General features: G+C 69.3%; 21 protein-coding genes. 9 read left to right on the top strand and 12 right to left on the bottom strand.

Going from position 1 to position 24,508, the window contains the following annotated elements; all coding sequences use genetic code 11:
* Window positions 1-465 (bottom strand): acyl-CoA thioesterase, encoded by a 465-nt coding sequence (locus tag DOL89_RS15625; protein ID WP_119679986.1) that lies wholly within the window; start codon window positions 463-465, stop codon window positions 1-3.
* 140 nt (window positions 466-605) lie between these two features.
* Between DOL89_RS15625 and DOL89_RS15620 the strand changes: the two genes are divergently transcribed.
* Window positions 606-842: a hypothetical protein gene (locus DOL89_RS15620; protein ID WP_119679985.1), complete on the top strand. Its 237-nt coding sequence runs from the start codon at window positions 606-608 to the stop codon at window positions 840-842.
* Window positions 843-910: 68 nt separating this feature from the next.
* On the opposite strand, the gene DOL89_RS15615 is transcribed toward DOL89_RS15620, so the two are convergent.
* From DOL89_RS15615 to glgC, 3 genes are all read right to left on the bottom strand, one after another.
* On the bottom strand, window positions 911-3,409 hold the full coding sequence (locus DOL89_RS15615; RefSeq protein WP_162937557.1) for an ATP-binding protein: 2,499 nt from the start codon (window positions 3,407-3,409) through the stop codon (window positions 911-913).
* A gap of 168 nt (window positions 3,410-3,577) precedes the next feature.
* Complete coding sequence (gene glgA / locus DOL89_RS15610; protein ID WP_119679983.1) at window positions 3,578-5,068, bottom strand: glycogen synthase GlgA; 1,491 nt, start codon at window positions 5,066-5,068, stop codon at window positions 3,578-3,580.
* 9 nt (window positions 5,069-5,077) lie between these two features.
* Complete coding sequence (glgC, locus tag DOL89_RS15605; RefSeq protein WP_119679982.1) at window positions 5,078-6,379, bottom strand: glucose-1-phosphate adenylyltransferase; 1,302 nt, start codon at window positions 6,377-6,379, stop codon at window positions 5,078-5,080.
* A 459-nt stretch (window positions 6,380-6,838) separates the two neighbouring features.
* On the opposite strand from glgC, the gene DOL89_RS15600 reads away from it, so the two are divergent.
* A complete protein-coding gene (locus DOL89_RS15600) occupies window positions 6,839-8,119 on the top strand; it encodes an ammonium transporter (protein WP_119679981.1) in 1,281 nt (426 codons plus the stop codon).
* Window positions 8,120-8,272: 153 nt separating this feature from the next.
* Here the strand turns inward: DOL89_RS15600 and DOL89_RS15595 are convergent, their stop codons facing one another.
* Together DOL89_RS15595 and DOL89_RS15590 are read right to left on the bottom strand one after the other, a co-directional pair.
* Entirely contained in the window at window positions 8,273-9,244 is a 972-nt protein-coding gene (locus DOL89_RS15595) for an NADPH:quinone oxidoreductase family protein (protein ID WP_119679980.1), read from the bottom strand.
* 134 nt (window positions 9,245-9,378) lie between these two features.
* Window positions 9,379-10,479, bottom strand: coding sequence for an asparaginase (locus DOL89_RS15590; protein WP_119679979.1), 1,101 nt, complete (start codon window positions 10,477-10,479; stop codon window positions 9,379-9,381).
* A gap of 132 nt (window positions 10,480-10,611) precedes the next feature.
* Here DOL89_RS15590 and DOL89_RS15585 point away from each other — a divergent pair, with 132 nt between their 5' ends.
* Both DOL89_RS15585 and DOL89_RS15580 read left to right on the top strand, forming a co-directional pair.
* A complete protein-coding gene (locus DOL89_RS15585; protein WP_119679978.1) occupies window positions 10,612-11,217 on the top strand; it encodes an RNA methyltransferase in 606 nt (201 codons plus the stop codon).
* A gap of 130 nt (window positions 11,218-11,347) precedes the next feature.
* Complete coding sequence (locus DOL89_RS15580; protein WP_119679977.1) at window positions 11,348-11,830, top strand: hypothetical protein; 483 nt, start codon at window positions 11,348-11,350, stop codon at window positions 11,828-11,830.
* 5 nt (window positions 11,831-11,835) lie between these two features.
* Here the strand turns inward: DOL89_RS15580 and DOL89_RS15575 are convergent, their stop codons facing one another.
* The 3 genes from DOL89_RS15575 to DOL89_RS24970 are packed head-to-tail and all read right to left on the bottom strand — an operon-like array spanning window position 11,836 to window position 14,835.
* Complete coding sequence (locus DOL89_RS15575; RefSeq protein WP_119679976.1) at window positions 11,836-12,825, bottom strand: site-specific tyrosine recombinase XerD; 990 nt, start codon at window positions 12,823-12,825, stop codon at window positions 11,836-11,838.
* Window positions 12,826-12,836: 11 nt separating this feature from the next.
* Window positions 12,837-14,714 carry a hypothetical protein gene (locus DOL89_RS15570; RefSeq protein ID WP_162937556.1) on the bottom strand — a complete coding sequence of 626 codons (1,878 nt, stop codon included), beginning with the start codon at window positions 14,712-14,714 and terminating at the stop codon, window positions 12,837-12,839.
* Window positions 14,695-14,835, bottom strand: a complete 141-nt coding sequence (locus DOL89_RS24970) for a hypothetical protein (protein WP_162937555.1) — start codon at window positions 14,833-14,835, stop codon at window positions 14,695-14,697. The genes DOL89_RS15570 and DOL89_RS24970 overlap by 20 nt, the downstream gene beginning before the upstream one ends.
* Window positions 14,836-15,053: 218 nt before the next feature.
* On the opposite strand from DOL89_RS24970, the gene DOL89_RS15565 reads away from it, so the two are divergent.
* A complete protein-coding gene (locus tag DOL89_RS15565) occupies window positions 15,054-15,650 on the top strand; it encodes a shikimate kinase (RefSeq protein WP_119679974.1) in 597 nt (198 codons plus the stop codon).
* A 5-nt stretch (window positions 15,651-15,655) separates the two neighbouring features.
* On the top strand, window positions 15,656-16,807 hold the full coding sequence (aroB, locus tag DOL89_RS15560; protein ID WP_119679973.1) for a 3-dehydroquinate synthase: 1,152 nt from the start codon (window positions 15,656-15,658) through the stop codon (window positions 16,805-16,807).
* Window positions 16,808-16,838: 31 nt separating this feature from the next.
* On the opposite strand, the gene DOL89_RS15555 is transcribed toward aroB, so the two are convergent.
* A complete protein-coding gene (locus DOL89_RS15555; protein ID WP_162937554.1) occupies window positions 16,839-19,586 on the bottom strand; it encodes a M14 metallopeptidase family protein in 2,748 nt (915 codons plus the stop codon).
* Between the two features lie 376 nt (window positions 19,587-19,962).
* Window positions 19,963-21,165: a 23S rRNA (adenine(2503)-C(2))-methyltransferase RlmN gene (gene rlmN, locus DOL89_RS15550; RefSeq protein WP_119680474.1), complete on the bottom strand. Its 1,203-nt coding sequence runs from the start codon at window positions 21,163-21,165 to the stop codon at window positions 19,963-19,965.
* 169 nt (window positions 21,166-21,334) lie between these two features.
* On the opposite strand from rlmN, the gene DOL89_RS15545 reads away from it, so the two are divergent.
* Window positions 21,335-21,589 (top strand): hypothetical protein, encoded by a 255-nt coding sequence (locus tag DOL89_RS15545; RefSeq protein WP_119679971.1) that lies wholly within the window; start codon window positions 21,335-21,337, stop codon window positions 21,587-21,589.
* Between the two features lie 12 nt (window positions 21,590-21,601).
* Window positions 21,602-21,802, top strand: coding sequence for a DUF2283 domain-containing protein (locus DOL89_RS15540; RefSeq protein WP_119679970.1), 201 nt, complete (start codon window positions 21,602-21,604; stop codon window positions 21,800-21,802).
* A gap of 112 nt (window positions 21,803-21,914) precedes the next feature.
* On the opposite strand, the gene DOL89_RS15535 is transcribed toward DOL89_RS15540, so the two are convergent.
* Window positions 21,915-22,541 carry a GNAT family N-acetyltransferase gene (locus DOL89_RS15535; RefSeq protein ID WP_162937553.1) on the bottom strand — a complete coding sequence of 209 codons (627 nt, stop codon included), beginning with the start codon at window positions 22,539-22,541 and terminating at the stop codon, window positions 21,915-21,917.
* A 240-nt stretch (window positions 22,542-22,781) separates the two neighbouring features.
* Here DOL89_RS15535 and DOL89_RS15530 point away from each other — a divergent pair, with 240 nt between their 5' ends.
* Window positions 22,782-24,503: an ABC transporter permease gene (locus tag DOL89_RS15530; protein ID WP_119679968.1), complete on the top strand. Its 1,722-nt coding sequence runs from the start codon at window positions 22,782-22,784 to the stop codon at window positions 24,501-24,503.
* Window positions 24,504-24,508: the final 5 nt, after the last annotated feature.

The following is a 24,508-nucleotide window of genomic DNA, read 5'->3' as shown; positions in this document are numbered from 1 at the left end:
TCAGGCGGGGACGAGCAGATGGCGCGCCAGACCGCCTCTCGCAAGGTCCGGGATCGGCACCGGGCGGCGGGTCTGCGTATCGATCAGCACCAGCACGCATTCGCTGGTCGCCATGCAGCGGTCCCCGATGAACAAGGCGGAGCCCAGGGTCCAGCTCGTCCGGCCGATGCGCAGCACGCCGGTGCCGATGCGCAGACGGTTCGGCCGGTGGATTTCCGCCTTGTACTCGATCACGATGCGGGCGGCGACGAACTGGTGGTCCAGATTGTCGCGCAGGCCGATGGCGTCGTGGAAGGCCACCCGCCCGCTTTCGAAATAAACGCCAATGGCATTGTTGTTGGCGTGCCCCAACGGGTCCAGATCGTTGAACCGCACATGCTCATCCGACCAGTGCCGGTAGAGGGCTGGATCGGTGAGTTGGACGGCGCCGGTGTCGGCGGGGCCGGAAGTGCCGGTGAATGTCACGGCTGGAACCTCTTATCGGTCGCGGGGTTGGCGCGGGACAGGGGATAGAAGGTGCCCGCCGATTTGACAAGAAGCCGGCATGAAAGGGTGCTAGAACCTGCCTCATCTGCCACCACATCCACCGGGAAAGGGTCTTCCCAATGAGTGACGCCAACAACTCCGCCGCCGAACAGCTTTTCGACAAGGCGCTGGACATCGCCGAAAAGCACCTGGAAGCGGCCATGAAGGAAGCCGGCCCGCTTTCCGCCTACGTTTCGGTCGCCATGATCGAGGTCGCCGTCAACCAGGCGGTGGATGAGACCAGCCACACCGATGTGGTGGACATGCTGCGCGATCTTGCCAACCAGATCGAGCAGGACGCCGACGAGGAGGAGTAAGTCGGGCACGATCCGGTCGGCGCGGGGCGGCGATTGCCGCCCCGGCCCGCCGGACGGGTCCAGCTTTTTCAGGCGGCCCGGTCGCCGGCCAGCGCTTCCGCCAGGATCTGGCGCAGACGCCTCGGCTTGTAGGGCTTGTCCAGATGATACCGGTTCGCCGGCTCCGGCCCGCCATTGCGCGGGCCGTTTGCCGTCCGGTCATAGCCGGTCAGCATCACCACCGGCATCTTGGGCCAGGATCGGGCCACCCGCTCCGCCAAGGTCCGTCCGTCCATGCCGGGCAGGCCGATGTCGGTCACCAGCAGGTCGATCCCGCCATCCTCCGCCCCGGCATGCTGGTCCAGCAGGTCCAGCGCCTGCTCCGCTGACCCGGCCTCCAATACCTTTAGCCCCATCTCGCGCAGCAGGGCGGCGGTGGACAGGCGCACGAGAACTTCGTCTTCCACCAGCAGCACCGTGGCCGCACGGGTGAGGGCGACCGGCTGCTCCGCCGTTTCCGACGCGGCGGCAACCACCTGCAAGCCGCGCTTGGCCGGAAAGGCCAGCTCGAAACAGGTGCCCTTGCCCGGCTGCGTCCGCAGCCGCATCTCGCCCCCCGACTGCTCGACGAAGCCGTAGACGGTGGAAAGGCCGAGGCCGGTACCCTGCCCGGCCGGCTTGGTGGTGAAGAAGGGTTCGAACACCCGGGCGGCCACCTCGGGCGGCATGCCGGTGCCGGTATCCTCCACCGACAGGACCACACGCTCCCGCCCTTGCTGCCCTTCCGCCTCCAGACGGGTGGAGATGAGAAGGCGTCCCCCGGTGGGCATGGCGTCGCGGGCGTTCACCGCGAGGTTCAGCAGCGCATTCTCCAACTGCACCGGGTCGACCAGCACGGGCGGCAGGTCCTGGGCGCGGTCGAGATGCACTTCCACCCGCTCGCCCACCGCGCGGCGGATCAGCGTGCCCGCCTCTTCCAGCAGAAGGTTGATGTCGGTTGCGTGCGGCTCCAACGGCTGCCGCCGGGCGAAGGCCAGAAGCCGGCGCACCAGACTCCCGCCGGCCGTCGCGGCCTTCCGCGCCTGATCCAACCTTCCCATATTGGCCGGATCGGCGGGGCGCTCGCGCACCATCTCCAGATTGTTGATGACGGCCGTCAGCAGATTGTTGAAGTCATGGGCCACCCCGCCGGTCAGCAGCCCCACCGTCTCCATCTTCTGGGCCTGGACCAGCCGCTGTTCCGCCTGCCGCCGTTCCGTCACATCGCGGGCCGAGCCCAGAATAACGTTGACCGCCCCTCTTTCGTCCCGCAAGGGCACCAGCATTGTTTCAAAGGTACGGGTGCCGGCCGGGAGGTCCAGCGTTTCCTCATAGAGCAGCGGCTCGCCCAGCCGCCGACACTCCTCGTAGCGGGGCAGCACGGCACGGGCGAGGGAGGGCGGCAGCATCTCCTGCACCAGACGTCCGACCGCCCGGGAGAGTTCGAGCCCCAGCGTCTCCAGGGTCGCGGAGTTCAGCGCTTCGTACCGGAATCCGTCCCGCCCGACCGTCAGCACCCAGTGGCACTGCGGCGAATGCTCGAAATAGCCGCGATAGCGGGCCTCGCTTTCCCGCAGGGCACGGGCCGTCTCGGCCCGCCGGTCGGCTTCCAGGCGCAACGACTGCATGGCCTGCCGTTCCCGTCGGGCCGTCCTGGCAGCCATGAGAGACAGCATCAGGAGGATCAGCGTCGCCGGCCCGGCCACGGACGAGTAGATCAGGACGTTCCGCCGCCAGGGCGCCAGGACATCCGCCATCCTCCGGTCCATCCGGATCAGCGCGGGAAAGGGGGTCAGCGCACTGGTGGCGGTGAGATACTCCGTACCATCGGCGGTCCCGACGGTGCGGAGCAGATTGCCTACGGCAGCTTCGCCCGTCGAGGACGCTCCCGTCGTGGACGTGCCGGCGAAAGGATTGGCAGCCCCGGCGAATGGCTGCGCCCCCTCCGGCCAGCGGGCCAGGACCGCCCCGTCGTTCCGCAACAGACCGACCGTGGTGTCGGGATGCTCCACCACCGTGCCCCAGAAGGACTGAAGATAGCCGGGCTCCAGCCAGGCCATGGCCACACCGTTGAACTGGCCGCTGGGCGCCTGCAGGCGCAGCGCGTAGCTGAACTGCGCCCGGCCAGTCAGCTTGCTGGCATGGGAGCCGCTGAGATAGGCGACCGTGCCCTGGCGCGCTGCCTGCCAGTAATCCCGGTCGAGCACCTGAATGGGAGGAGCGGGGAAGAGGAGCGTCGCCATGCGCAGGACGCCGTTCTCGTCCATCAGCGCCAGCCCGTCCACATGATCGTACCGGTCCACCCGCATCGCGAGGCTGAGCTGGAAATCCCGGTCGGCGGTCAGATCATCCCAGTCCAGCCCTTGCCGGCTGCGCGCCGCGACATCCGCCGCCAAGTCGGACAGCAGCAGTTCCTGTGTTTCGAACACCTTGAGCGCATGTTCGCGTACGGCATCCAGATCGCGTTGCAGGGAGCCTTCGGCGGCCCGGATCACCTCCGTACGGTTCATCAGCGCCGCCAGGAGAAGGACGAGCAGCGGGATGACCACTGTGGCCGGAACCAGCCAGCGGAAATAACTCTGTGTATTCGATCCTGAATGCCGGCCGGGTGTCAAAGACGACCTCTGTCCGTTCCGGAATAGAGGGCGGATCGCCCTCCCCCGACCGTTCGGGCTATGACATCGTTCAAAAGCCAGAACTGGAGCTCGGCGAACAGTTTACTGGGACATAGAAGTGCTGTCCACCTGAAGGGATGTATAGAGACCGAGATAGGCCTGGGCGGACGCTTCCCAACCGACATCGCGGCCCATCGCCGTGCGCTGGACCTGACGCCACAGTTCGCCATGGCGGTACAGTCCCGCTGCCCGCTCCACCGCGCGGAGCAGGGCAGGCAGGTCGACCGCGTCCGTGACAAATCCGGTGGCGGTCCGGTGGGCCAGCGCCGCCTCGGTCACGTCGGCCACCGTGTCGGCCAGCCCGCCGACCGGGGTGACCAGCGGCAGGGTTCCGTAACGCAGGGCGTACATCTGGGTCAGCCCGCAGGGCTCGAACCGGGACGGAACCATCAGCACGTCGGCCCCGGCCTGCACCCTGTGCGACAGCCCCTCGTCATAGGCGAGGCGGAGGCCCACCCGCCCCTTGTGATCCGCGCTGGCGTCGGCCAGCGCCTGCTCCAGCTCCGCCGAGCCGGTGCCGAGGACGGCGACTTGCCCGCCCAATCCCATGATGCGCGGCAGCGCCTGGACGATCAGGTCTATGCCCTTCTGGTGGGTCAGGCGGCTGACCACACCGAACAGCAGGGCGTCAGGCCGCACCTCCAGCCCGAAGGCGCGCTGCAGGTCGGCCTTGTTGGCCGCCCGCCGATCAAGCTGGCCCGAATCGTAACGCTGGGTGATGAAGGGATCGGTCGCCGGGTCCCAGTGGCGGAGGTCGATACCGTTCAGGATTCCGGACAGGACGTTGGCACGCCGGCGAAGCACCCCGTCCAGCCCGAAGCCCATCTCCCACCCCTGGATTTCATGGGCGTAGGTCGGGCTGACGGTGGTCAGGCGGTCGGAATAGACCAGCCCGGCCTTCAGGAAGCCGACCTTGCCGTAATATTCCAGCTCCTCATGGGTGAAGGTATCCGATGGCAGGCCGAGCGGACGCAGAACGTCCGGCGGAAACAGCCCCTGGAAGGCCAGATTGTGGATGGTGAAGACGGTGCCGGGAACCGGCTTGCCGTCGAAAACCCAGCCGGCATGCCGCAGATAGGCCGGCACCAGCCCGGCCTGCCAGTCATGGCCGTGGATGATGTCCGGCACCCAACCGTCGCCGTCGCCCTCCAACCCCATCAGCGCCGCCGTCCGGCACAGGGCGGCGAAGCGCAGGTGGTTGTCCGGCCAGTCGCGCCCGTCCGGCCTCTGGTAGGGATTGCCCTCGCGCGCGAAGAAGGCCGGCGCGTCCAGCGCGTAGACGGTGAGGTCGTCCTCCCCCAGGCTGCCCAGCAGACGCGCACGGGCGCCGTCCGGCAGTCCGGGCAGGGCGGGAAGGCTCCGCACCGTCCGCATCACCCGCAGCCGGTCCAGCACGCCGGGATAGCCCGGCAGCAGCAGCCTGACATCCGCGCCGAGCGCGCGCAAAGCCGGGGGCAGGCTTGCCGCGACATCGGCCAGCCCGCCGGTCTTCACATAGGGGAAGCATTCCGACGCAACGAACAGGATACGCATGGAAGATGTCTACCCCGGCAGCCGGGCCAGCATGTCCCGCGTAATCAGCACCACGCCGTTGTCGGTGCGGTGGAAGCGGCGGGCATCCTCCTCCGGGTCCTCGCCCACCACCAGATTGGGCGGAATGCGGCAGCCGCGGTCGATCACGGCCTTGGTCAGGCGGCAGTTGCGGCTGATCTCCACCTCCGGCAGCACCACCGTATCGGTGATCTGGCTATAAGAGTGGAGCCTGACCTTGTTGAACAGCAGCGACCGGCGCAGGACCGAGCCGGAGATGATGCAGCCGGCGCTGACCAGACTGTCCACCGCCATGCCGCGCCGGTCGTCGTCATCGAACACGAACTTCGCCGGGGGCAGCTGCTCCTGATAGGTGAAGATCGGCCAGTTGCGGTCGTAGAGGTCGAGCGAGGGCGACACCTTGCAGAGTTCCAGGTTCGCCTCCCAATAGGCGTCCACGGTTCCGACATCGCGCCAGTAGGCCTCGTTCCCCTGGGCGCGGTTGTAGACGCAGCTGTCCGCGAAGAAATGGGCCATCACCTTCGCCCGCGGCACGAGGTACGGGATGATGTCCTTGCCGAAATCGCGGGAGGAGGACGGGTCGCGGCTGTCCCGCTCCAACTGGTCGTACAGGAAGTCGGCGTTGAAGATGTAGATGCCCATGCTGGCCAGCGCCATGTCCGGCCGGCCGGGCATCGGCGGCGGATCGGTCGGCTTTTCCAGGAAGCTGATCACCTGCCCGGTCTCATCCACATGCATGACGCCGAAGCCGGTCGCCTCCATCCGCGGCACCTCGATGCAGCCGACGGTGCAGTCGGCGCCGGTGCGGATGTGCTGGGCCAGCATGGCGGCGTAGTCCATCTTGTAGACATGGTCGCCGGCCAGGACCAGCACCCACTCGGCCCGGTGGGTGTTGAGGATGTCCAGGTTCTGATACACCGCGTCCGCCGTACCCTGGTACCAGCTCGTCTCGTCGATCCGCTGCTGGGCCGGCAGCAGGTCGACGAATTCCCCGATCTCGCCGCGCAGGAAATTCCAGCCCCGCTGCAGGTGGCGCAGCAGCGAGTGGGACTTGTACTGTGTCAGCACGCTGATCCGGCGGAAGCCGGAATTGATGCAGTTCGACAGGGCGAAGTCGATGATCCGGAACTTGCCGCCGAAATGCACGGCCGGCTTTGCGCGCCGGTCGGTCAGTTGCTTCAGCCGGCTGCCGCGCCCGCCCGCCAGCACCAGCGCGATGGCGTGCTTGGGCGCTTGGCGCAGTTCCTGGGCGAGTTGGCGGTCGATCTGACCGTCATAGGACGGGGCTGACATGCGAAGTACCCTCCCTTTCGTGCGCGGAAGCCGATTTCGGACCGGTATTAATTCTTAGGGGCCAGTCATAGGCGACACCAATGCGGGGACCCTGCCACAAATTCGCAGGTGCGGCACCCTGGCTAGGCGGCAGCCTATCACCATCCATTAGGCCGATATGCCTTTTTCCTGTGCATCGACCGTTGGGCAGGGCTGTCCGGGTCGGAAATGGCGGCACGGCTCAGGAAACAAGCCGTTGAAGCGGCTGGAAAGAGCAAGGAAACGGCAGGGCGGATGTCTGCCTATTTTTCAGGCAATCGGTCGAATTATTGCGCACCAAAGATGTATGCCCTGGGGTGGACGCGCCAACCGATCCTGAGATTTTCCGCAGATTTCCAAACCGGCACGATCTTTGAATACGAAGCTCCCCGGCGTGTGCGGCGGCCGCTCGGCCCCGTGCCCACAGACAAGGGGAGCCATATGAATCGTCTGTCCACTATTCTCCTCGCGGCGTGCCTGGCACTGGTCCCGGGTCTGGCGTTTGCCCAGGACACGCCGACGCTCGACTCCGGCGACACCGCTTGGATCCTGACTTCGACCGCGCTCGTCCTGATGATGACCATTCCGGGCCTGGCCCTCTTCTATGGCGGCATGGTGCGCAAGGCCAATGTTCTGACCATGGTGATGCAGAGCTTCGCGATCTGCTGCCTGGTTTCCGTGCTCTGGGTGGTGGTCGGCTACAGCCTTGCCTTCGCCGAGGGCAACGCCTTCGTCGGCGGCCTCAGCAGCGTGCTGCTGGCCGGGACCACCACGGAGGATGTCAGCGGCTCGATCCCGACGCTGCTGTTCATCATGTTTCAGATGACCTTCGCCATCATCACCCCGGCGCTGATCACCGGCGCCTTCGCCGACCGCATGAAGTTCTCGGCCCTGCTGCTGTTCATGGCGCTGTGGTCCCTGATCGTCTATTCGCCGGTCACCCATTGGGTGTGGGGCGGCGGCTTCCTGGCCGGTGACGGCGTGCTGGACTTCGCCGGCGGCACCGTGGTGCACATCAATGCCGGCGTCGCCGGTCTGGTGGCCTGCATCATGCTGGGCAAGCGTACCGGCTACGGCTCCGCCGACATGAAGCCGCACAACCTCGTCCTTTCCCTGATCGGCGCGTCCCTGCTGTGGGTGGGCTGGTTCGGCTTCAACGCCGGTTCCGCCGTGGCCGCCAACGGCTCCGCCGCCAATGCCATGCTGGTGACCCAGGTGGCCGCCGCTGCTGCGGCGCTGGCCTGGATGTTCGTGGAATGGGGTGCGAAGAAGAAGCCGTCCGTGCTGGGCATCATCTCCGGCGCGGTGGGCGGTCTGGTCGCCATCACCCCGGCCGCTGGCTTCGTGGACGTGTCCGGCGCGCTGGTCATCGGCCTTGCCGCGGGCGTGCTCTGCTACTTCGCCTCCACGGCCCTGAAGCACGCGCTGAAGTACGATGACAGCCTGGATGTCTGGGGCGTGCATGGCGTCGGCGGCATTGTCGGCGCGGTGCTGACCGGCGTGTTCGCCCGTGAGGCGATCGGCGGCACCCCCGGCCTGATCGAGGGCAATGCCGGTCAGGTGCTGACCCAGATCTGGGGCATCGTCGCCACCATCGTCTACTCGGGCGTCGCGACGGCGGTGATCCTGTTCGTCACCAAGATGCTGGTCGGCCTGCGGGTCGAGGAAGAGGCCGAGCGCGATGGCCTCGATCTCGCCCTGCATGGCGAGACGGTGCACTGAGCATCCGGAGTTCCGGTGGGCCGGGTCTGAGCGAGACCGTCCCGGCCCACCGATCAGACCCCGCCGCCGGGCAACCGGCGGCGGGTTTTTTCTTGTGCGGAGATGGCGGCGGGTGGACAGGCCGACAGGCTTCCTCCCCGAAAGCCGCGCCGCCTACTCCATCGTCAGCACGACCTTGCCGGTGCTCCTGCGGCCGGAGAGCAGCTCGAAAGCCTCGGCATAGCGCTCCAGCGGCAGGCTGTGGCTGACATGCGGCTTGAGCTGGCCCTTGCTCCACATCCCCAGCAGCTCCATCAGACTCTGCCCCAGCCGCTGCGGGTTGTTCTGGCGGTAGGCGCCCCAGAACAGGCCCAGCACGGCGATGTTCTTGACCAACAGCAGGTTGGCCGGAACCTGCGGGATACGGCCGGCGGCGAAGCCGATCACCACCATCCGGCCTTCCCAGGCCATGCAGCGGAGCGCCGCGTCGAAGACGTCGCCGCCGACCGGATCGAACACCACGTCCACACCCTTGGGCGCCAACTCCTTGACCCGAGCGCGGAGGTCCTCTGTGGCGTAGTTCACCAGATCATCCGCCCCATGGGCCTTGGCCACATCCAGCTTTTCGGCGGAGCTGGCGGCGGCGATGACGCGAGCCCCCATTGCCTTGCCGATCTCCACCGCCGTCAACCCGACGCCGCCGGAGGCGCCCAGAACCAGCAGCGTCTCCCCCGGCTTCAAGTTGGCGCGGTCGGTCAGGGCCAGATGGCTGGTGCCATAGGCGACGGGGAAGCTTGCGGCTTCGGCGAAGCCCATCTGGTCCGGGATCGGCAGCACGGCCGCGGCATCGGCCACGGTCTGCGTGGCGAAGGCGCCGCGGGTCAGCGCCATGACGCGCATGCCGGGCTTCAGATGGCGCACCCCCTCGCCCACTTCCGCCACCGTACCGGCGCATTCCATGCCGGGGATGAAGGGGAAAGGCGGCTTCTCCTGGTACTTGCCTTCAATGATCAGCGTGTCGGCGAAGTTCATCGCCGCCGCCTTGACATCGATCCGTACCTGCCCCGGCCCCAACGGCAGGTCCAGCACCTCCTCCAGGCTCAGTGTCTCCGGCGGTCCGAAGGATTTGCACAGCACTGCCCGCATGGTTCGTTTCCTCCCTTTTCGTGATTTTTCGTAGGTCGGATCGAGGCCTGGAAGGGCGATGATCCGACACACTTCCACCGGTCTTCACCACCGCGTCGGATCATCGCCATGGGCTCGATCCGACCTACGGAACCCTAAAACGCTGCCCGCAGCACCCCGCAATCGAAGCCCTTGCGGTTCGGAATGCCGGGCTGCACCAGGGGCAGCAGCGCCTCCCACTCCGCATCTGACAGCAGGCCCAGCTTCCGCAGGATGGCGGCTGCGGCCGGGCCGGCGGCGCGGCTTGCACCGTCGTCGATCTTGACCGCAATGCCAATGCCGGCCTCCGGCACCACCACGCAGCAGACGCCCTCCGCCCCGGCCTTCACCAGGATGTGGCCCTTCACCATCTCCATGAAGGTCGTGTCAAAGGTGCCGGTGCCGCCCACCATCTCCGGATGCCGGCCCCAGGCCGCGGTCAGGCGCTTCGCCGCCTCCGCCCGCCGGTCAGGCAAATCCACCGGGTCGGCCATCCGCGCCATGCCGAAGGCCAGCGCCTCCAGCGGGATGCCGATGGTGGGGATGGAGCAGCCATCCACGCCCCAGGGGGCGTTCGACAGGTCCTGGCCGGTCACCTGCTCGATGGTGCCCATGATGCGCTGCTGCACCGGGTGCTGGTAGCCGACATAGCCCTTGGTCGGCTCCCCCCGGTGCAGGGCGGTGGTCAGCATGCCGCTATGCTTGCCGGAGCAGTTGTTGTGAAGCTGGGTCGACGTCTCGCCGCGCTTCAGCATCGCTTCCCAGGCGGCGACGTTGTAGGGCGTGTGGCTGCCGCACTCCAGGTCCGCTTCGGAGAGGCCGATGCGGTTCAGCCAGGCGGCCACGCGCTCGGTATGCATCGGCTCCCCGCTGTGGGAGGCGCAGGCCAGGGCCAGTTCGGCGTCGCTGAGCTGGAAGGCGTCGGCCGCCCCCGTCTCCACCAGCGGCAGGGCCTGCAACGACTTGTTGGCGCTGCGCGGATAGATCAGGGAGCTGCGGTCGCCCCAGCCCGCCTCTACCGTGCCGGAGGCATGGACCACGGCGGCGCGGCCGCGATGGATGCTTTCCACCATGTTGCCGCGGGTCACCTCGACCAGGATGGGGCTGGCGGCATCGTCGGGCAGGGCGATCCCGGCGACGCCGGTGTCCCGGGCGTCATGGCCGTGATCGTGGCTGCAGCCCGGACCGTGCCGGTGGGGAGTGGTATCGTTGGACATGATGTCCCTTGGGTCCAGAGTTCATTGCCTTCGGGCTCGAGTCCGAAAACGGCGCACACCTTGCCCCGCCGCCATGGCCTGTGCAAGAAGCACCCCGCCGGCCGAGGAAGGCTTCAGCAGGAGAGGTACGTCATGCGTGGATATTTCGCCCTGGGCGCAGAGGGGATCAGCAAGTCCGGCAATGTCGGCACCATCCTGCGCACCGGCCACGCCTTCGGCGCCAGCTTCATCTTCACCGTCAATGGCCGGGTGGATCTGAACGAGGTCCGTGCCACGGACACGTCCGGCGGGGTGGACCATGTTCCCTTCTACGCCTGGGAGAAGCCGTCCGACATGGCCCTGCCGGAGGGGTGCCAACTGGTGGGGGTGGAGCTGGTGGACGAGTCGATCCCCCTGCCCAGCTTCCGCCATCCGCTGCGCGCCGCCTACATACTGGGGCCGGAGCGGGGCAGCCTGTCCAAGTCCATCGTGGAGCGTTGCGCCCACATCGTGCAGATCCCGACCAAGTTCTGCGTCAATGTCTCGGTGGCCGCCGCCATCGTCACATATGACCGGATGATCAGCCTGGGCCGCTTCGCCGAGAGGCCGGTGCGCGCCGGCGGCCCGACGGAGCCGGTGCCGACCCATAAGCATGGCAAGCAGCGGGTCCGCAACCCCGCCTCCTGGCGGATGCGCCCGCTGCTGGGCGGCTGGCCGGGTGCCGATGAGGAGGGCGGGGCCGGAGGCGGCGCTGTCTGATATCCCATGCCTGCCCCTGGCCCGGGAGCCTATGGATGCCCAGATTGTTGGCAGGGTGTGACCGTCGCCACTGCGTGGACGGCGGCCGCATTCATGCTTACTGTTCAGTCTCCCGAACCGGAGCTCGCCCATGACCCCGTCCGCCATCGGCCGTATCGCCGGCCCCGCCGCCCTGCTTCTGCTGGCGGCCCTGGCCATGCCGAGCCCGGTGTTGGCGCAGCAGGGACCCGGCGGCGAGGGCCCGCTGCCCAATCCGCTGGCCCCCAAGGCCACCGGCCCGCAGCCGACGCTGGCCCCTGAGGAAGAGGGCGGCCCGCCCCCGCCGCCCAACACCCAGGAGCCGATGGAGGAGATCACCGTGATCGCCCCGCGCCGGGTGATGCCGGACTTCCAGACCGTGGACGAGTTCCACCGCGCCGAGTTCGAGGCCATCCGCGGCGAGTATGAGAAGGCCGCCCCGCCGCCGCCCCGCGCCTATGAGGTGTTCGAGATGGGCAGCAGCATGGGCGACCCGAACACCCGCTCCAGCGTGCGCGACATGATCCGCAGCGCCCCCTCGGCCCGCGAGACCCTGTCCGGCGGCCCACCTAAAGCCGACCCGGAGCAGCGCTGAGGGCGTCAGCCCTTCCGCTTCGCCAGCGGATGGTGCTCTTCCACTGTCTGTTTCAGCCGTTCCGTGACCACATGGGTGTAGATCTGGGTGGTGCCGATGTCGGCGTGGCCCAGCATCTTCTGCACCGCGCGTAGATCGGCGCCATGGTCCAGGAGGTGGGTGGCGAAGCAATGGCGCAGGACGTGGGGGCTGACCTTGGCGGGGTCGATGTCCGCTTCCAGCGCCAACTCCTTCAGCAACTGGCCGACGCGCTGGCGGGTCAGGACGGAGCTGCCGCTGCGTGACGGGAACAGGAAGGCCTGCTGCTTCTGCTCCCGCCCCGGCACCATGAAATAGGGCCGGTCGGGCAGGTAGGCGGCGAGTGCGTCGCGGGCCGGCTGCGACAGCGGCACCAGCCGCTCCTTCCCGCCCTTGCCGCGGACCAGCAGGGCGCGCCCGTCGCGGGTCACGGCCCCCACCGGCAGGCCCACCAGCTCCGACACGCGCAGGCCGCTGGCATACAGGATTTCCAACAGGGCGATCAGCCGCCGCCCCTCCGGCCCGCCGCGCCGGGCCGCCGCCTCCAGCATCAGCCCGACATCCTGCTCGCTGAGGATTTTCGGCAGGGGGCGGCCCAGCCTGGGGCTGTCCAGCACGCTGGAGGGATCGTCGCCGCGCATCCCCTCGCTGACCAGGAACTTGTAGTATTGGCGCAGCGCCGACAGGCGGCGGGCCACCGTGCGCGTGGCCGATTTCGCCTTGATCTCCCCGTCCGACAGATGGGCCAGATAGTCCCGCAGCTCATCGCTGGAGGCGCGGTCCAGCGGCACCTTGGCCGTATGGGTCAGGAAAGCGGCGGCGTCGGCCAGGTCGCGGGAATAGGCCTCCCGCGTGTTCTTGGATGCGCCGCGTTCCGCCACCAGCATGTCCAGGAAGGCGTCCACCCGCGGCGGCAGGGGCGGACGCGGCTTCTTCGGGCGGCCGGGGCGGGATTTGGCGGCTGGGGTGGTCGGCATGCGCCTGTCCGTCAGGGATCGATCAAGGCGGCTGCCGCTTCCGTCGCCAACCGCCGCGCCTCCGACTCCAGCCCGGCCCGGCGCAGCCCGTCCGCCGCCAGGGAAGTGTCGAGCGCGGCGGTCGCGGCGGGACCGCCGCTTCCGATCATGTGGGCGGCCAGCAGCAACGCCTCCGCCTCCCGCCCTTCCCCCGCGGCCTCGGCCAGCCGGGCTGCCAGCAGGGGATCGGGAGGAGTGGCCGCGCCGCCGGTCGGGATGGTGCGGCCCTGGATCAACAGGGCGTCCAGCGCGGCACGGTCCATCGGCACGCCAGCAGCCCACATCACGGCCACCACTCCGGTGACCCTGGCCATGGCATCCGTGTTGTCCGGGGTCGCCCCCAACCCCTCTGCCCATTCTGCGAAGGCCACGTCGGTGGGGCGGGCCAGCCCGTTCAGGGCCGCCAGCGGCCAGAGACGGTAGAACAGCGCCGGATCTGCATTCCCGCCCAGCAGTTCCGCCCTCGCGATGTCCACCCAGGCGCGGGCCAGATCGGCACGGCCCTGCAGCAGCAGGGTGCGGGCAGCGAAGGGGGCCAGGAAGGCGTAGGTGCCGCTGGGCGCGAGCTGCCCGATCTCCTGCGTCAGGATGGCGCCATAGGTGCCGGACAGAAGCGGCAGGTCACCGGCGGCCACGGCGGCGCGCAGCAACTCCGCCTTGATGCCGGGGCTGGCGGCGTTGCGCAGGGCTTGCACCGCCAGCGCACGAGCCTGTGCGCCCTGGCGGTCGGCGATGGCGGTCAGCGGGTCCCGCAGCTCATTGTCCGGGATGCTGACGGATTGATAGACGGCGGTGAGCTCCGCCGGGGTCAGCAGCCCCAGCGAAGCCGCCTGCTCCGCCGCGGTGAGCCGTAGCGCGATCGGCACGTCCGGTGAGCGGGCGAGCGCCGCCAGCGCAGCCGGGCTGCTCACCCGCGTCTCCGGCTCCGGGCTGCGCTTGCTGGCCAGGATCAGGGCAAGCTGGGGGGCGGTGGGCTGGAACACGCCCTTGACCGGGGCGGTGCGGCCGGCCGCGGCGGATTCGGCGAGCAGCAGGAAATCCTCATCCCCGTCCCCCTGCTCCCGCAGCAGGTCGACGCCCAGCGTGGCGGCGGCCAGTTCGCCGGCACGCATCTGGCAGGCGATCTGGAACTTCAGCCAGACCGGGTCCTGGAAGCGGCGGACATTCTCCCCCACCTCCGCGCAGGCGGCTTCGGCATTGCCGGCCAGCAGCCGCCCGGTGGTCCAGGCGCGCGCTGTGGCCTCATCCTCCAGCGCCGCCGGCACCTTGGCCGCGAACCCTTCCGCCCCCGCCCAGTCGCCCAGCAGCGCCAACCGCTCCAGCCGCCGGGCCGCGAAGCCCCGCTCCCCCGCCTCCCCGGCGGGAGGCGCGATGTCGGACAGCAGCAGCCGCGACAGTGCCGCCCGCATGGCGGCGGAGGATATCCGTTCCGGCAGTGTGGCGATCAGCCCTTCGGCCAGCGGGCGCGGCGTACCGGCCCAGGCATCCTGCGGCAGGCCGCCGGAACCGGGCATCAGCGTGCCGCCGCCGTCGACGGACAGGGTGCCCAGCGCCTCCACCTCCAACCCGCTTGGGGCGGTGGGCTGTGGCGCCGCCGGCTGCTGCGCCTGCCCGAACGGGACCAGCCGCAGGGGTGCGCCGCTCTGCGAAGGTCCCGGCTGAGGAGCGCCGCCCTGCGGCTGCGGCGCTTCAGCGGCGGGCTGCTCCTGCACCGGCGCGGGGCCGAGCGGGGATGGTCCGAGCGGGGTAGGCTGCGCCAGGGCCGCCGGTGCGGCGCCCAATATCAGTGCAAGGGTCAGCGCCCGGACCAATATGGCGGTTGGGCGGAGGTCAGCGGCTGAAGCGCTCATCTGGAATGGTCCGTTCGACCGGTGCGGAAGGCGGCGGCATGTCCCAGGTTGCCAGGAAGACGCCGATACCCACAATGGCGACCAGGACCAGAAGGAGAAGAATCTTTATGAGTGTGTTCATCGCACCGGATGCTCGAATCGGACAGGAACGGATGCTCCCGCCCGCCTGTCATGGCGGAGCCTGACAGGGCGCGGGAGCAGCGGGGTTGGGACAGGCGGATCGGCTGTGCTATGGATCGGACCAGTGGCAGGCATATCCCGGACGGGCGGCACTGTAGCGTCCAGCATGAGGGCTGGCAACGCCGGCCGGGGCAGCGACCGCCCGCCAGAGGACGTTCCATGACGCATCTGCGCGTCCATATCCCGGCCGAGATCATCCCGCGCACCATCGTGCTCGTCGGGTTGATGGGGGCCGGCAAGACCAGCATCGGCCGTCGGCTCGCCACCCGGCTGGGCTTGCCCTTCGTCGATGCCGACCATGAGATCGAGGCCGCCGCCGGCTGCACCATCCCCGAAATCTTCGAGCGGTTCGGGGAGGCCGGCTTCCGCGACGGGGAGCGCAAGGTGATCGCCCGGCTGCTGGATGGTCCGGTGCATGTGCTGAGCACCGGCGGCGGAGCCTTCATGGACCAGGAGACACGGGCGCTGATCCGGGAGAAAGGTCTGTCCGTCTGGCTGCGGGCGGAGCTGGACCTGCTGGTCCAGCGCACCGCCAGGCGCGACCACCGCCCGCTGCTGCGGTCCGGCGACCCGCGGGAGATCCTGCGGGGCCTGATGGAAAAGCGCTATCCGGTCTATGCCGAAGCCGATCTGACCGTGGACAGCGACGACAGTCCGTTGGAGGAAACCACCGACCGGGTGGTGGAGGCGTTGCACCTGCATCTGCTGGGCGCACCCGCGCCGCAGGAATCCGCATCCCAGGAGAATGAACGGTGAACTCTATGGCGATGGACGCTGGAAAAGCCGGCGCGGTCGAGACGGTGCGGGTCGAGCTGGGGGAGCGCGGCTACGACATCCTGATCGGCCCCGGGCTGGTGGAGGATGCCGGCCGGCACATCGCCGGCGTGCTGCCGGGCCGCAAGCTGGTGGTGATGACCGACAGCACCGTGGCCGGGCTGCATCTGGACCCGCTGATGCGCTCCCTGGCCGCGGCCGGGCTGCCGGTGGCGGAGCCCATCGTGGTGCCGGCGGGGGAGGCGTCCAAGGATTGGACCGCCCTGGGCGGCGTCATGGACGGGCTGCTGGCCCGCGGGATCGAGCGGAAATCGGCGCTGGTGGCCCTTGGCGGCGGCGTCGTCGGCGATTTGGGCGGCTTCGCGGCGGCCATCGCGCTGCGCGGGATCGACTTCGTGCAGGTGCCGACCACCCTGCTGGCGCAGGTGGACAGCTCCGTCGGCGGCAAGACCGGCATCAATTCCAAGCACGGCAAGAACCTGATCGGCGCCTTCCACCAGCCCCGGCTGGTGCTGGCCGACACCGGCGTGCTGGACACGCTGCCCCGGCGGGAGCTGCTGGCCGGCTATGCCGAGGTGGTGAAGTACGGGCTGATCAACGATCCCGGCTTCTTCGACTGGCTGGAGGCGAACGGCAGGGCGGTGATCGAGGGCGATGCGGCCGCCCGCAACCACGCCATCCGGGTGAGCTGCCTGGCCAAGGCCGACGTGGTGGCCAGGGACGAGAAGGAAGGCGGGCTGCGCGAGCTGCTGAATCTGGGCCACACCTTCGGCCATGCGCTGGAGGCGGAGGCCGGCTACGGCGCCGCGCTGCTGCATGGGGAGGCGGTGTCCATCGGCATGGCGATGGCCTTCGACCTGTCGGTGCGCATGGGGCTGTGCCCGGCGGAGGATGCGGAGCGGGTGCGCCGTCACCTGTCCGATGCCGGCCTGCCGGTCGGCGCGGCCCATCTGAAGCAGGCCGCCCCCCATGGCGACTGGCGGCCGGAAACGCTGCTGGCCCACACGGCCAAGGACAAGAAGGTGAAGGACGGCAAGGTCACCTTCATCCTGGCCCGCGGCATCGGCCGGTCCTTCCGCTGCCGCGAGGTGGAGCCGGCCGACGTGCTGGCCGTGATGGCCCGGGGGCTGGAGGGCTGAACGCCCTCCCCCCTTTCCCTTCCTTGAGCCCTCAGCGGGCGTGGGCCGGGCCGCGGAACACGGCGTTGGCCAGCAGGGTGCCCAGCCCTTCCATGAAGCCGCGGGCGGTGGGATCGGCCGTGAAGCCGATGATGTGGCCCTTGCCCACCTGCTCCGCCACCACGAAGGGCTTGAAGGCGAGCTGGCGGCGGTTCTCCTCCCAGATATGGCCGCTGGCGAGCAACTGGTCCGGGGCCAGGAAGCTGGCGACGTTGACGCCCTTGTCCAGCGTTGTCGGCGTATAGATGTCGGCCCCCTGCATCAGCACATGCACCTGCGGCTTCACGCCGGCGCCCAGCCAGTGCTCCCCCTCCACCGAGGCGCGCAGCAGCACGCCGGCGACGCTGTCGGGCGGGCGCTTTTCCGGGGCGATGGCGGCCTTCAGCTCCTCCGCGCTGGCGATCAGCGTGCCGGGCACGGTCGGGCCCTTGCCCTCCTCGTCGCCATCGCCGTTCGGCTTGGGCTTTCCGCCCTCCTCGCCCTCCGCCGGCATGGCGGCGGCGTCCTCGCGGCGGATGGAAAGCAGGTCGGCGTCCGGATCGGCCAGGAAGCGCATGGCCCCGCCCAACCCGATCAGCACCCCGCCGCGCTCCACCCAGCCCTTCAGCGCCGCGGCCCCGTCCTCCCCGAACCGGCCCATATAGCCGCGGCCGGAGGGCAGGATGACGACGTCGAAGCGGGAGAGATCGGTTTCCGCCAGCCGGTCGGTGCGGATGGCGGAGACCGGCCAGCCCATCTGCCGCTCGATCACGAAGCGGGCGGAGCCGGCGGCCGTGGGGTCCGTCGGCTCGTCCCAGGCCATGGCGATGCGCGGGGCCTGCACCTGCACCACCTTTTCCGAGCCGAAATTCGGCCCCGCCGTGACCCAGCTATCGTCCACGCCCACCACCCGCGCCCCGCTGGCGGCCGCGATGCGCTGGACCGCTTCGGCCAGGCCGTCCGCGTTGCGCCCCCGCTCCAGGATCAGCGTGCCGCCGGGATAGGCGGTGGCGCCATGGGTGAAGCCCTCGTCCGCGGACTTGACCCACAGCCCTTCCGCCAGTGCGGCCGTCAGGAACCGGGTGGCCGCGGCATCGCCCCAGGGCACCAGGAAGCCCAGCTTCGCCTGCGGGTTCACCACCTCGCCCTTCGGCTCCTCCGGCGGCAGCGGGGCCGTGGCGGCGTCCACCCGGTTGCAGGCGGCGACATCCAGATTGTAGAGCAGCGGCAGCGACCAGGCGGTGACGTCGTAGATCTCGTCCGGCAGGCCGCGGGCGCGCCGCCGCTCCTGCTCCTCCGCGAAGGCGGGGTCGAGCTGCACCTGCGGCTCCATCAGCACGCGGATCAGGTCGCGGGCCGGCTGGGCGGTGTCGATGACGTAGCTGCCGGGCTGGTACTGGGCGCGGCAGGCGCTGAAGGCCGCATCGGCCCGCCCCACCTCGATCCCCTGCCGGGCCAGCAGCCGGGCCAGCTTGTCCGCCCCGGCACGGTCGGCCTGGGCGGGGATGATCAGGAAGCGGCCGCTGTCGCGCCGCCCCTCCTCCACGCCCTGGACGCGATCCTCGTAGAAGCCGCGCAGGAACTGCTGCCGGTTCTTCGCCGCCACCTCGACCGTGGAAAGGGCGGCCACGGTCTGGCTCAGCACCGTGTCGGCGAAGCTCAGCATGTCGCCATTGCTGCGCCGCGCCAGCAGCCCGCGGGCGGAGCCCTGCTCATAGGTCATCGCCACGGCCCCCTGGTAGGAGGGCCAGCCATCGCCATAGCCGGGGTAGAAGAGGTCGAACACCTCCCGCGTGAAGTAGTCCAGCCCCAGATCGTCGAACCAGCGGGCATTGTTGCGGCCGATCAGCTCGCGGGCCGCGGCCATGCGCTCCGGCATCCAGGGATTGGTGGGCTGGGCCGCGGGCGGGAAGAAGTAGCTCTCGTCCGTGTACATCTCATGCAGGTCGGCCAGCACCACCGGATGCCAGTCCAGGATGGCGCTGGTGTGCCCGCGGCTTTCCGGCTGGGTCTGGGCGAACCAGTCGCGGTTGAGATCGAACACATAGTGGTTGAAGCGCCCGCCCGGCCAGGGCTCGTCCCGCTCCGCCGAATCCAGGTCGGGATCGGGCAGCAGGCCGCGGGCGGCGATGGTGGAGGCCAGGAAGCGCGCCCGCCCGTCCGGGTTCTGCAAGGGGTTGATGACCACCACCGCATTGTCCAGCATCTCCGGCACCCGCGCATCGCCGCGCGCGGCCAGCAGATGATAGGCGGTCAGCAGGGCGGCATCGGCCGGCCCGACCTCGTTCCCATGGACGGAGGCCGCGATCCAGACCACGGCGGGCAGCCCGGCGATCAGCTCCTCCGCCGCGGCGGCGTCGGTGGCGCGGGGATCGGCCAGCCGGCGCATCCCGCCTTTCACCGCGTCGAGCCGGGCGATGTTCCGCGGGCTGGAGATCACGGCGTAGAAGAGCGGCCTGCCCTCCCAGCTCCGCCCGTACTCCACCAGCCGCACCCGGTCGGGGGCGGCGGCGGCCAGGGCATCGAAATAGCGGCGGATATCGGCCACCGGCGTCATGTCCGCGCCGAAGCCGAAGCCGGTCACGGCTTCGAGCGCCGGAATGGCGGGGTCGTAATCCGCGCCGGGGAAGGGCGGCAGCGGCTGGTTGATGGGCAGGCCGCCGGGAGCGGTGGCGGGAGCGGGCCCTTGCGCCAGCGCGGCCCCCGCCAGCAATGCCCCGAGTGCCGCCCCGCCCAACAACTCCGCCAACCTGCACGCCATTCCCGTCATCCCTTTGCTGCGAATGCGAAGGGTTCGGAGATTGGCGGGAAACGGGGCGTCATGCAATCCGGAAGGGGAAGCGGCCCCACGGCCGGATGGCTAGGTGGGCGGGTCCGCCCCCTCGTGAATCGCGGGCGACGGTCTGACCGCTCCCTCCCCGGCGGGGAGAGGGGAAGGGGTCCGCTGCCCGCATCGACAGCCCGGCCGATCTCCCTAACCGAGGCCATCGCAGCCAAGGCAAGCCGACGGAGAGGATAGAACCGATAGGAAGAGCGCTGCCAGCAGCCCCCTCTCCCCCGCGGGGAGAGGGCTGGGGTGAGGGGGCTTCAGACCCTTCTCCGAACGAACCGCACGGACCGAAAGCCCGGCCGCCCCCTCAGATCCCCAGCACCGCTTCCTTTTCCGCCACGCGGGCGGCGTATTCGGCGGCGAGCGCCTTGTGGGTTTCGAGCTGGGCCGACTTCTGGGCGGCGGTGGGGCGCTGGCTCTCGCTCTTCAACTGGCCGCAGGCGGCCAGGATGTCCGAGCCGCGCGGGGTGCGGATCGGGCTGGCATAGCCGGCATTGTTGACGAAGTCGGCGAACTTCTGGATCTGCCCCCAGTCGCTGCACTCGAAGGGCGCGCCCGGCCAGGGGTTGAACGGGATCAGGTTCACCTTGCTGGGAATGCCGCGCAGCAGCCGCACCAGCTCCCGCGCGTCGGCCATGCTGTCGTTGACGCCCTTCAGCATGACATATTCCCAGGTCACGCGCCGGGCGTTGGACAGGCCGGGATAGTTCCGCACCGCCTCCATCAGCTCCTTGATCGGATATTTCCGATTGATGGGCACGATGCGGTCGCGCAGCTCGTCGTTCACGGCGTGGAGGGAGACGGCCAGATTGACGCCCAGCTCCTCCCCGCAGCGCTTCATCAGGGGCACGACGCCGCTGGTGGACAGGGTGATGCGCCGCTTGGAGATGGCGATGCCCTCCCCATCCATGGTGATCTTCAGCGCGCGGGCGACATTCTCGTAGTTATAGAGCGGCTCCCCCATCCCCATCATCACGATGTTGGAGAGCATGCGCCCGTCCGGCGGGCTGGGCCATTCGCCGAGATGGTCGCGCGCCAGCATGACCTGGCCCACGATCTCGTCCGCCGTGAGGTTGCGCACCAGCCGCTGGGTGCCGGTATGGCAGAAGCGGCAGGTGAGCGTGCAGCCCACCTGGGAGGAGACGCAGAGCGTGCCGCGATCCTCCTCCGGGATATGGACCGTTTCCACCTCCTGCCCGTCGGGCATGCGGCACAGCCATTTGCGGGTGCCGTCGGTGGATTTCAGGTCCTTGACCGCGCTGGGCCGGTCCACGACGAAGCTTTCCGCCAGCTTTTCCCGCGCCGGCTTGGCCAGCGTGGTCATGGCGGCGAAGTCGGTGACCCCGCGGTAATAGATCCAGTGCCAGACCTGCCGCGCCCGGAACTTCTCCAGCCCCGCCGCCGTCAGGCACGATTCCAGCTCCTCGCGGGTCAGCCCCACAAGGTTCGTCTTCCCATCCGCCCGCGGCGTGGCCCCGGCGAACTGCTTGCTATGATTCTCGATTCCCATGGCGCGCATAGATGGGGCCGAACCCGCCCGGAGTCAAAGGGGGAGCGCGCAGGTGGGGGGTGCGGGGGATGCGGGGGATGGGTGCACGGACAAGCATCAATCCGCCAAGTTGCCAATCTTCTATAAGTGGTATATGCGAGTCTGATCATAACCAGGGGGCGCGGGGCTGATGGATCATGACGAACCCGAGCGCCTGCCGCCGCCACCGTTCTGGCGGACGCGGTATTTTGCCAACAGTGTTCTGCCGCGCCGGCCCTATCTCGATCCGCTTGAGATACGCCGGATCGTTTCCGCGCCGAATGGCAAGGAGACGCAAACAGATGGGCGCATCAGACTCTACGTCTACTCCGAGACACTGGGGTGCTATCTGCGTGTTGTGTTACTGTCGGACGGCGAGACTGTTCACAATGCCTTCCCGGATTAGGGCTGAGGAGCGATGAAGACCAGCTACGATCCGAGTACGGACAGCCTCTATATCGAAGTTCGCCCCTTGCCTGCCGCCCGCACCGTAGAGGTCGAGCCGGACGTCATCGTAGACTATGGCGCAGATGGGCAACCAGTCGGTTACGACATCCAGCACGCCTCCACGAAGCCTGACCTTGTTGCCCGCCTGATCCTGACGCCTGCAGCCGCGTAGAGCCAATGATCCGTAGGTCGGTGCGAGCGGAGCGAGGGCCGACGCGCTGTGGGGCGGGATGTCGGCCCTCGGCTTCGCCTCGCACCGACCTACGGGCCGTTCCGGGCCCCTCTCACACCGGCTTGCCGTACAGGCGCAGGCCGCAGATGCAGCCCTCGTCCTGGCTGCGGTGGTGGCAGGTGAAGGAGTGGCGGTCGCAGTCCTCGGCCCAGGGGCGGGGGAGTTCGGCGAATGGGTGGAAGCCTTCGCGGGTGAGGACCGGGCCCAGATTGGGGCGGCCGGCGATGGTCCAGGCCGGCACCACCAGCCCGTCGGCTCCGTCCAGCCGCAGGCGCTGCGCACAGCCCCGGAACAGCTCCCCGCCCAGGCCGCGGCCCTGCCACGCCGGATCGACGGCGATGGTCTTCAGGATGGCGAGATGGCCCGCCGCCTCCGCCCGCAGCAGCGGCTCCGGCCGGGGCTGGTCGCGGAGTGCGGGGTAGAGGCCGTCCAGCTCCCCCGCCGCGAGACGCCAGCCGAAGACGAAGCCGGCGATGTCGCCGCCGGTCCCCTCCCCCTCGGCGCCGGTACCGCCGGTGGCCAGCGCCACCCCGAACACCAGCCCGGGCCGGGACAGCACGGGGGAGAGGTCGCCCAGATAGCCGTCGCCCAGGCAGCGGTCGGCCAATCGGCGCACCTCCGCCTCATGGCCGGGCTGGAAGGGGACGATCTGGACAGGCGGGGCGTCGAACATGGTCACGGGCTTCTCTGCGGGGCGCGTAGGGGGTTCCGGGGAAAGCATAGCGGAAGGGCCGGCGGACCCCTTCGGATCGAAAGGGTTAAGGTTCCGCCATGTCGGGTGGATGTCCTGCATGTTTCCAATGTTGCAGCAACGGGGCCGGTTCGGGGTCGGTTCGGGGGCGGATGCGCCAGGCGGGTGGCTGCCCACGGTTCCCGTGGCTTGCGAACCGGTCGCAATACGTGGGAAAAGGGTGGCACCATGGTTGACCGCCCGCTCTCCGACCTGTCCATCCCCGTCAGCCCGGATTCCGGGCCGCCGCAGCACCCGACCGGGGCGCGATGGCGGCGCACCGTGCCCAGCGGCTGGCTGGCGGCGTCGCTGGTGATCGCGCTGCTGGTGGCGCTGCCGGTGCTGATCGTGGGCAGCCGCATCATGGTGCCCACCGACGGGGTATGGAGCCATCTGGCCTCCACCGTGCTGCCGCGGTACCTGGGCAACACGGCGGCGCTGATGGCCGGGGTGGGAACCGGCGTGCTGGTGATCGGGGTGGGAACCGCCTGGCTGGTCACCATGTGCCGCTTCCCCGGCCGGCGGGCGCTGGAATGGGCGCTGCTGCTGCCCATGGCGGTGCCGGCCTATGTGATGGCCTATACCTATACCGACCTGCTGCAATATGTGGGGCCGGTGCAGACCGCCCTGCGGGAGACGTTCGGCTGGACCCGGCGGGACTACTGGTTCCCGGAAATCCGGTCGCTGGGCGGGGCCGTCGCGGTGCTGTCCTTCGTGCTGTACCCCTATGTCTATCTGCTGGCCCGCGCCGCCTTCCTGGAGCAGTCGGTGTGCGTGCTGGAGGTGAGCCGGACGCTGGGTGCGGGGGCGTGGCGCACCTTCCTGCGGGTGGCGCTGCCGCTGGCGCGGCCGGCCATCGTGGCGGGGCTGGCGCTGGCGATGATGGAGGTCCTGGCCGATTTCGGCACGGTGCAGTATTTCGCCGTCGACACCTTCACCACCGGCATCTATCGCACCTGGTTCGCGCTGGGCGAACCGGTGGCCGCGGCCCAGCTTGCCGGCGTGCTGCTGCTGTTCGTGCTGGTGGTGCTGGCGATGGAGCGGACCAGCCGCGGCCGCGCCCGCTACCACCATTCCACCGGCCGCTACCGCCCCCTGCCCAGCTATGAGCTGACCGGCTGGCGGGCGGCGGCTGCGCTGTCGGCCTGCCTGCTGCCGCTGCTGCTGGGCTTCGCCGTGCCGGTGGGCGTGCTGTTCAAGCTGACGCTGGAGGGGGGCGACGCGCTGTTCGGGCCGGTGTTCCTGACGCTGGCGACGAACAGCTTCACCCTGGCCGGGATCACCGCCCTGGCCGCCGTGGCGCTGGCCAGCCTGATCGCCTACGGGCTGCGGCTTGAGCCGACACCGCTGCTGCGCGGGGCGGCGCGGGTGGCCTCCATGGGGTATGCCGTGCCGGGCAGCGTGATCGCGGTGGGCATCCTGATCCCCGCCGCCGCCCTCGACAATGCGGTGGACGGCTTCATGCGGGCGCAGTTCGGCGTTTCCACCGGGCTGCTGCTGTCCGGCACCATCGTGGCGCTGGTCTATGCCTATCTGGTGCGCTTCCTGGCGGTGAGCTTCAACACGGTGGAGGCCAGCCTGGGCAAGATCCGCCCCAGCATGGACCAGGCCGCCCGCGTGCTGGGATACGGCCCCGGCCGCACCATGACCCGCGTGCACGCCCCGCTGATGAAGGGCAGCCTTCTGACCGCCGGGCTGCTGGTGTTCGTGGATGTGATGAAGGAGCTGCCGGCGACGATGATCGTCCGGCCCTTTAATTTCGACACGCTGGCGGTGCGGGTCTACACCCTGGCCAGCGACGAGCGGCTGGCCGAGGCCAGCACCGCCGCCATCGCCATCGTGGCCGTGGGCATCATCCCCGTGGTGATGCTGTCCCGCGCCATCGCCAAGAGCCGCCCCGGCGAGGGGTGAGGCAG

Source organism: Indioceanicola profundi (assembly GCF_003568845.1).
Classification (GTDB): Bacteria; Pseudomonadota; Alphaproteobacteria; order Azospirillales; family Azospirillaceae; genus Indioceanicola; species Indioceanicola profundi.
This window is presented reverse-complemented; position numbering and strand designations above follow the sequence as displayed.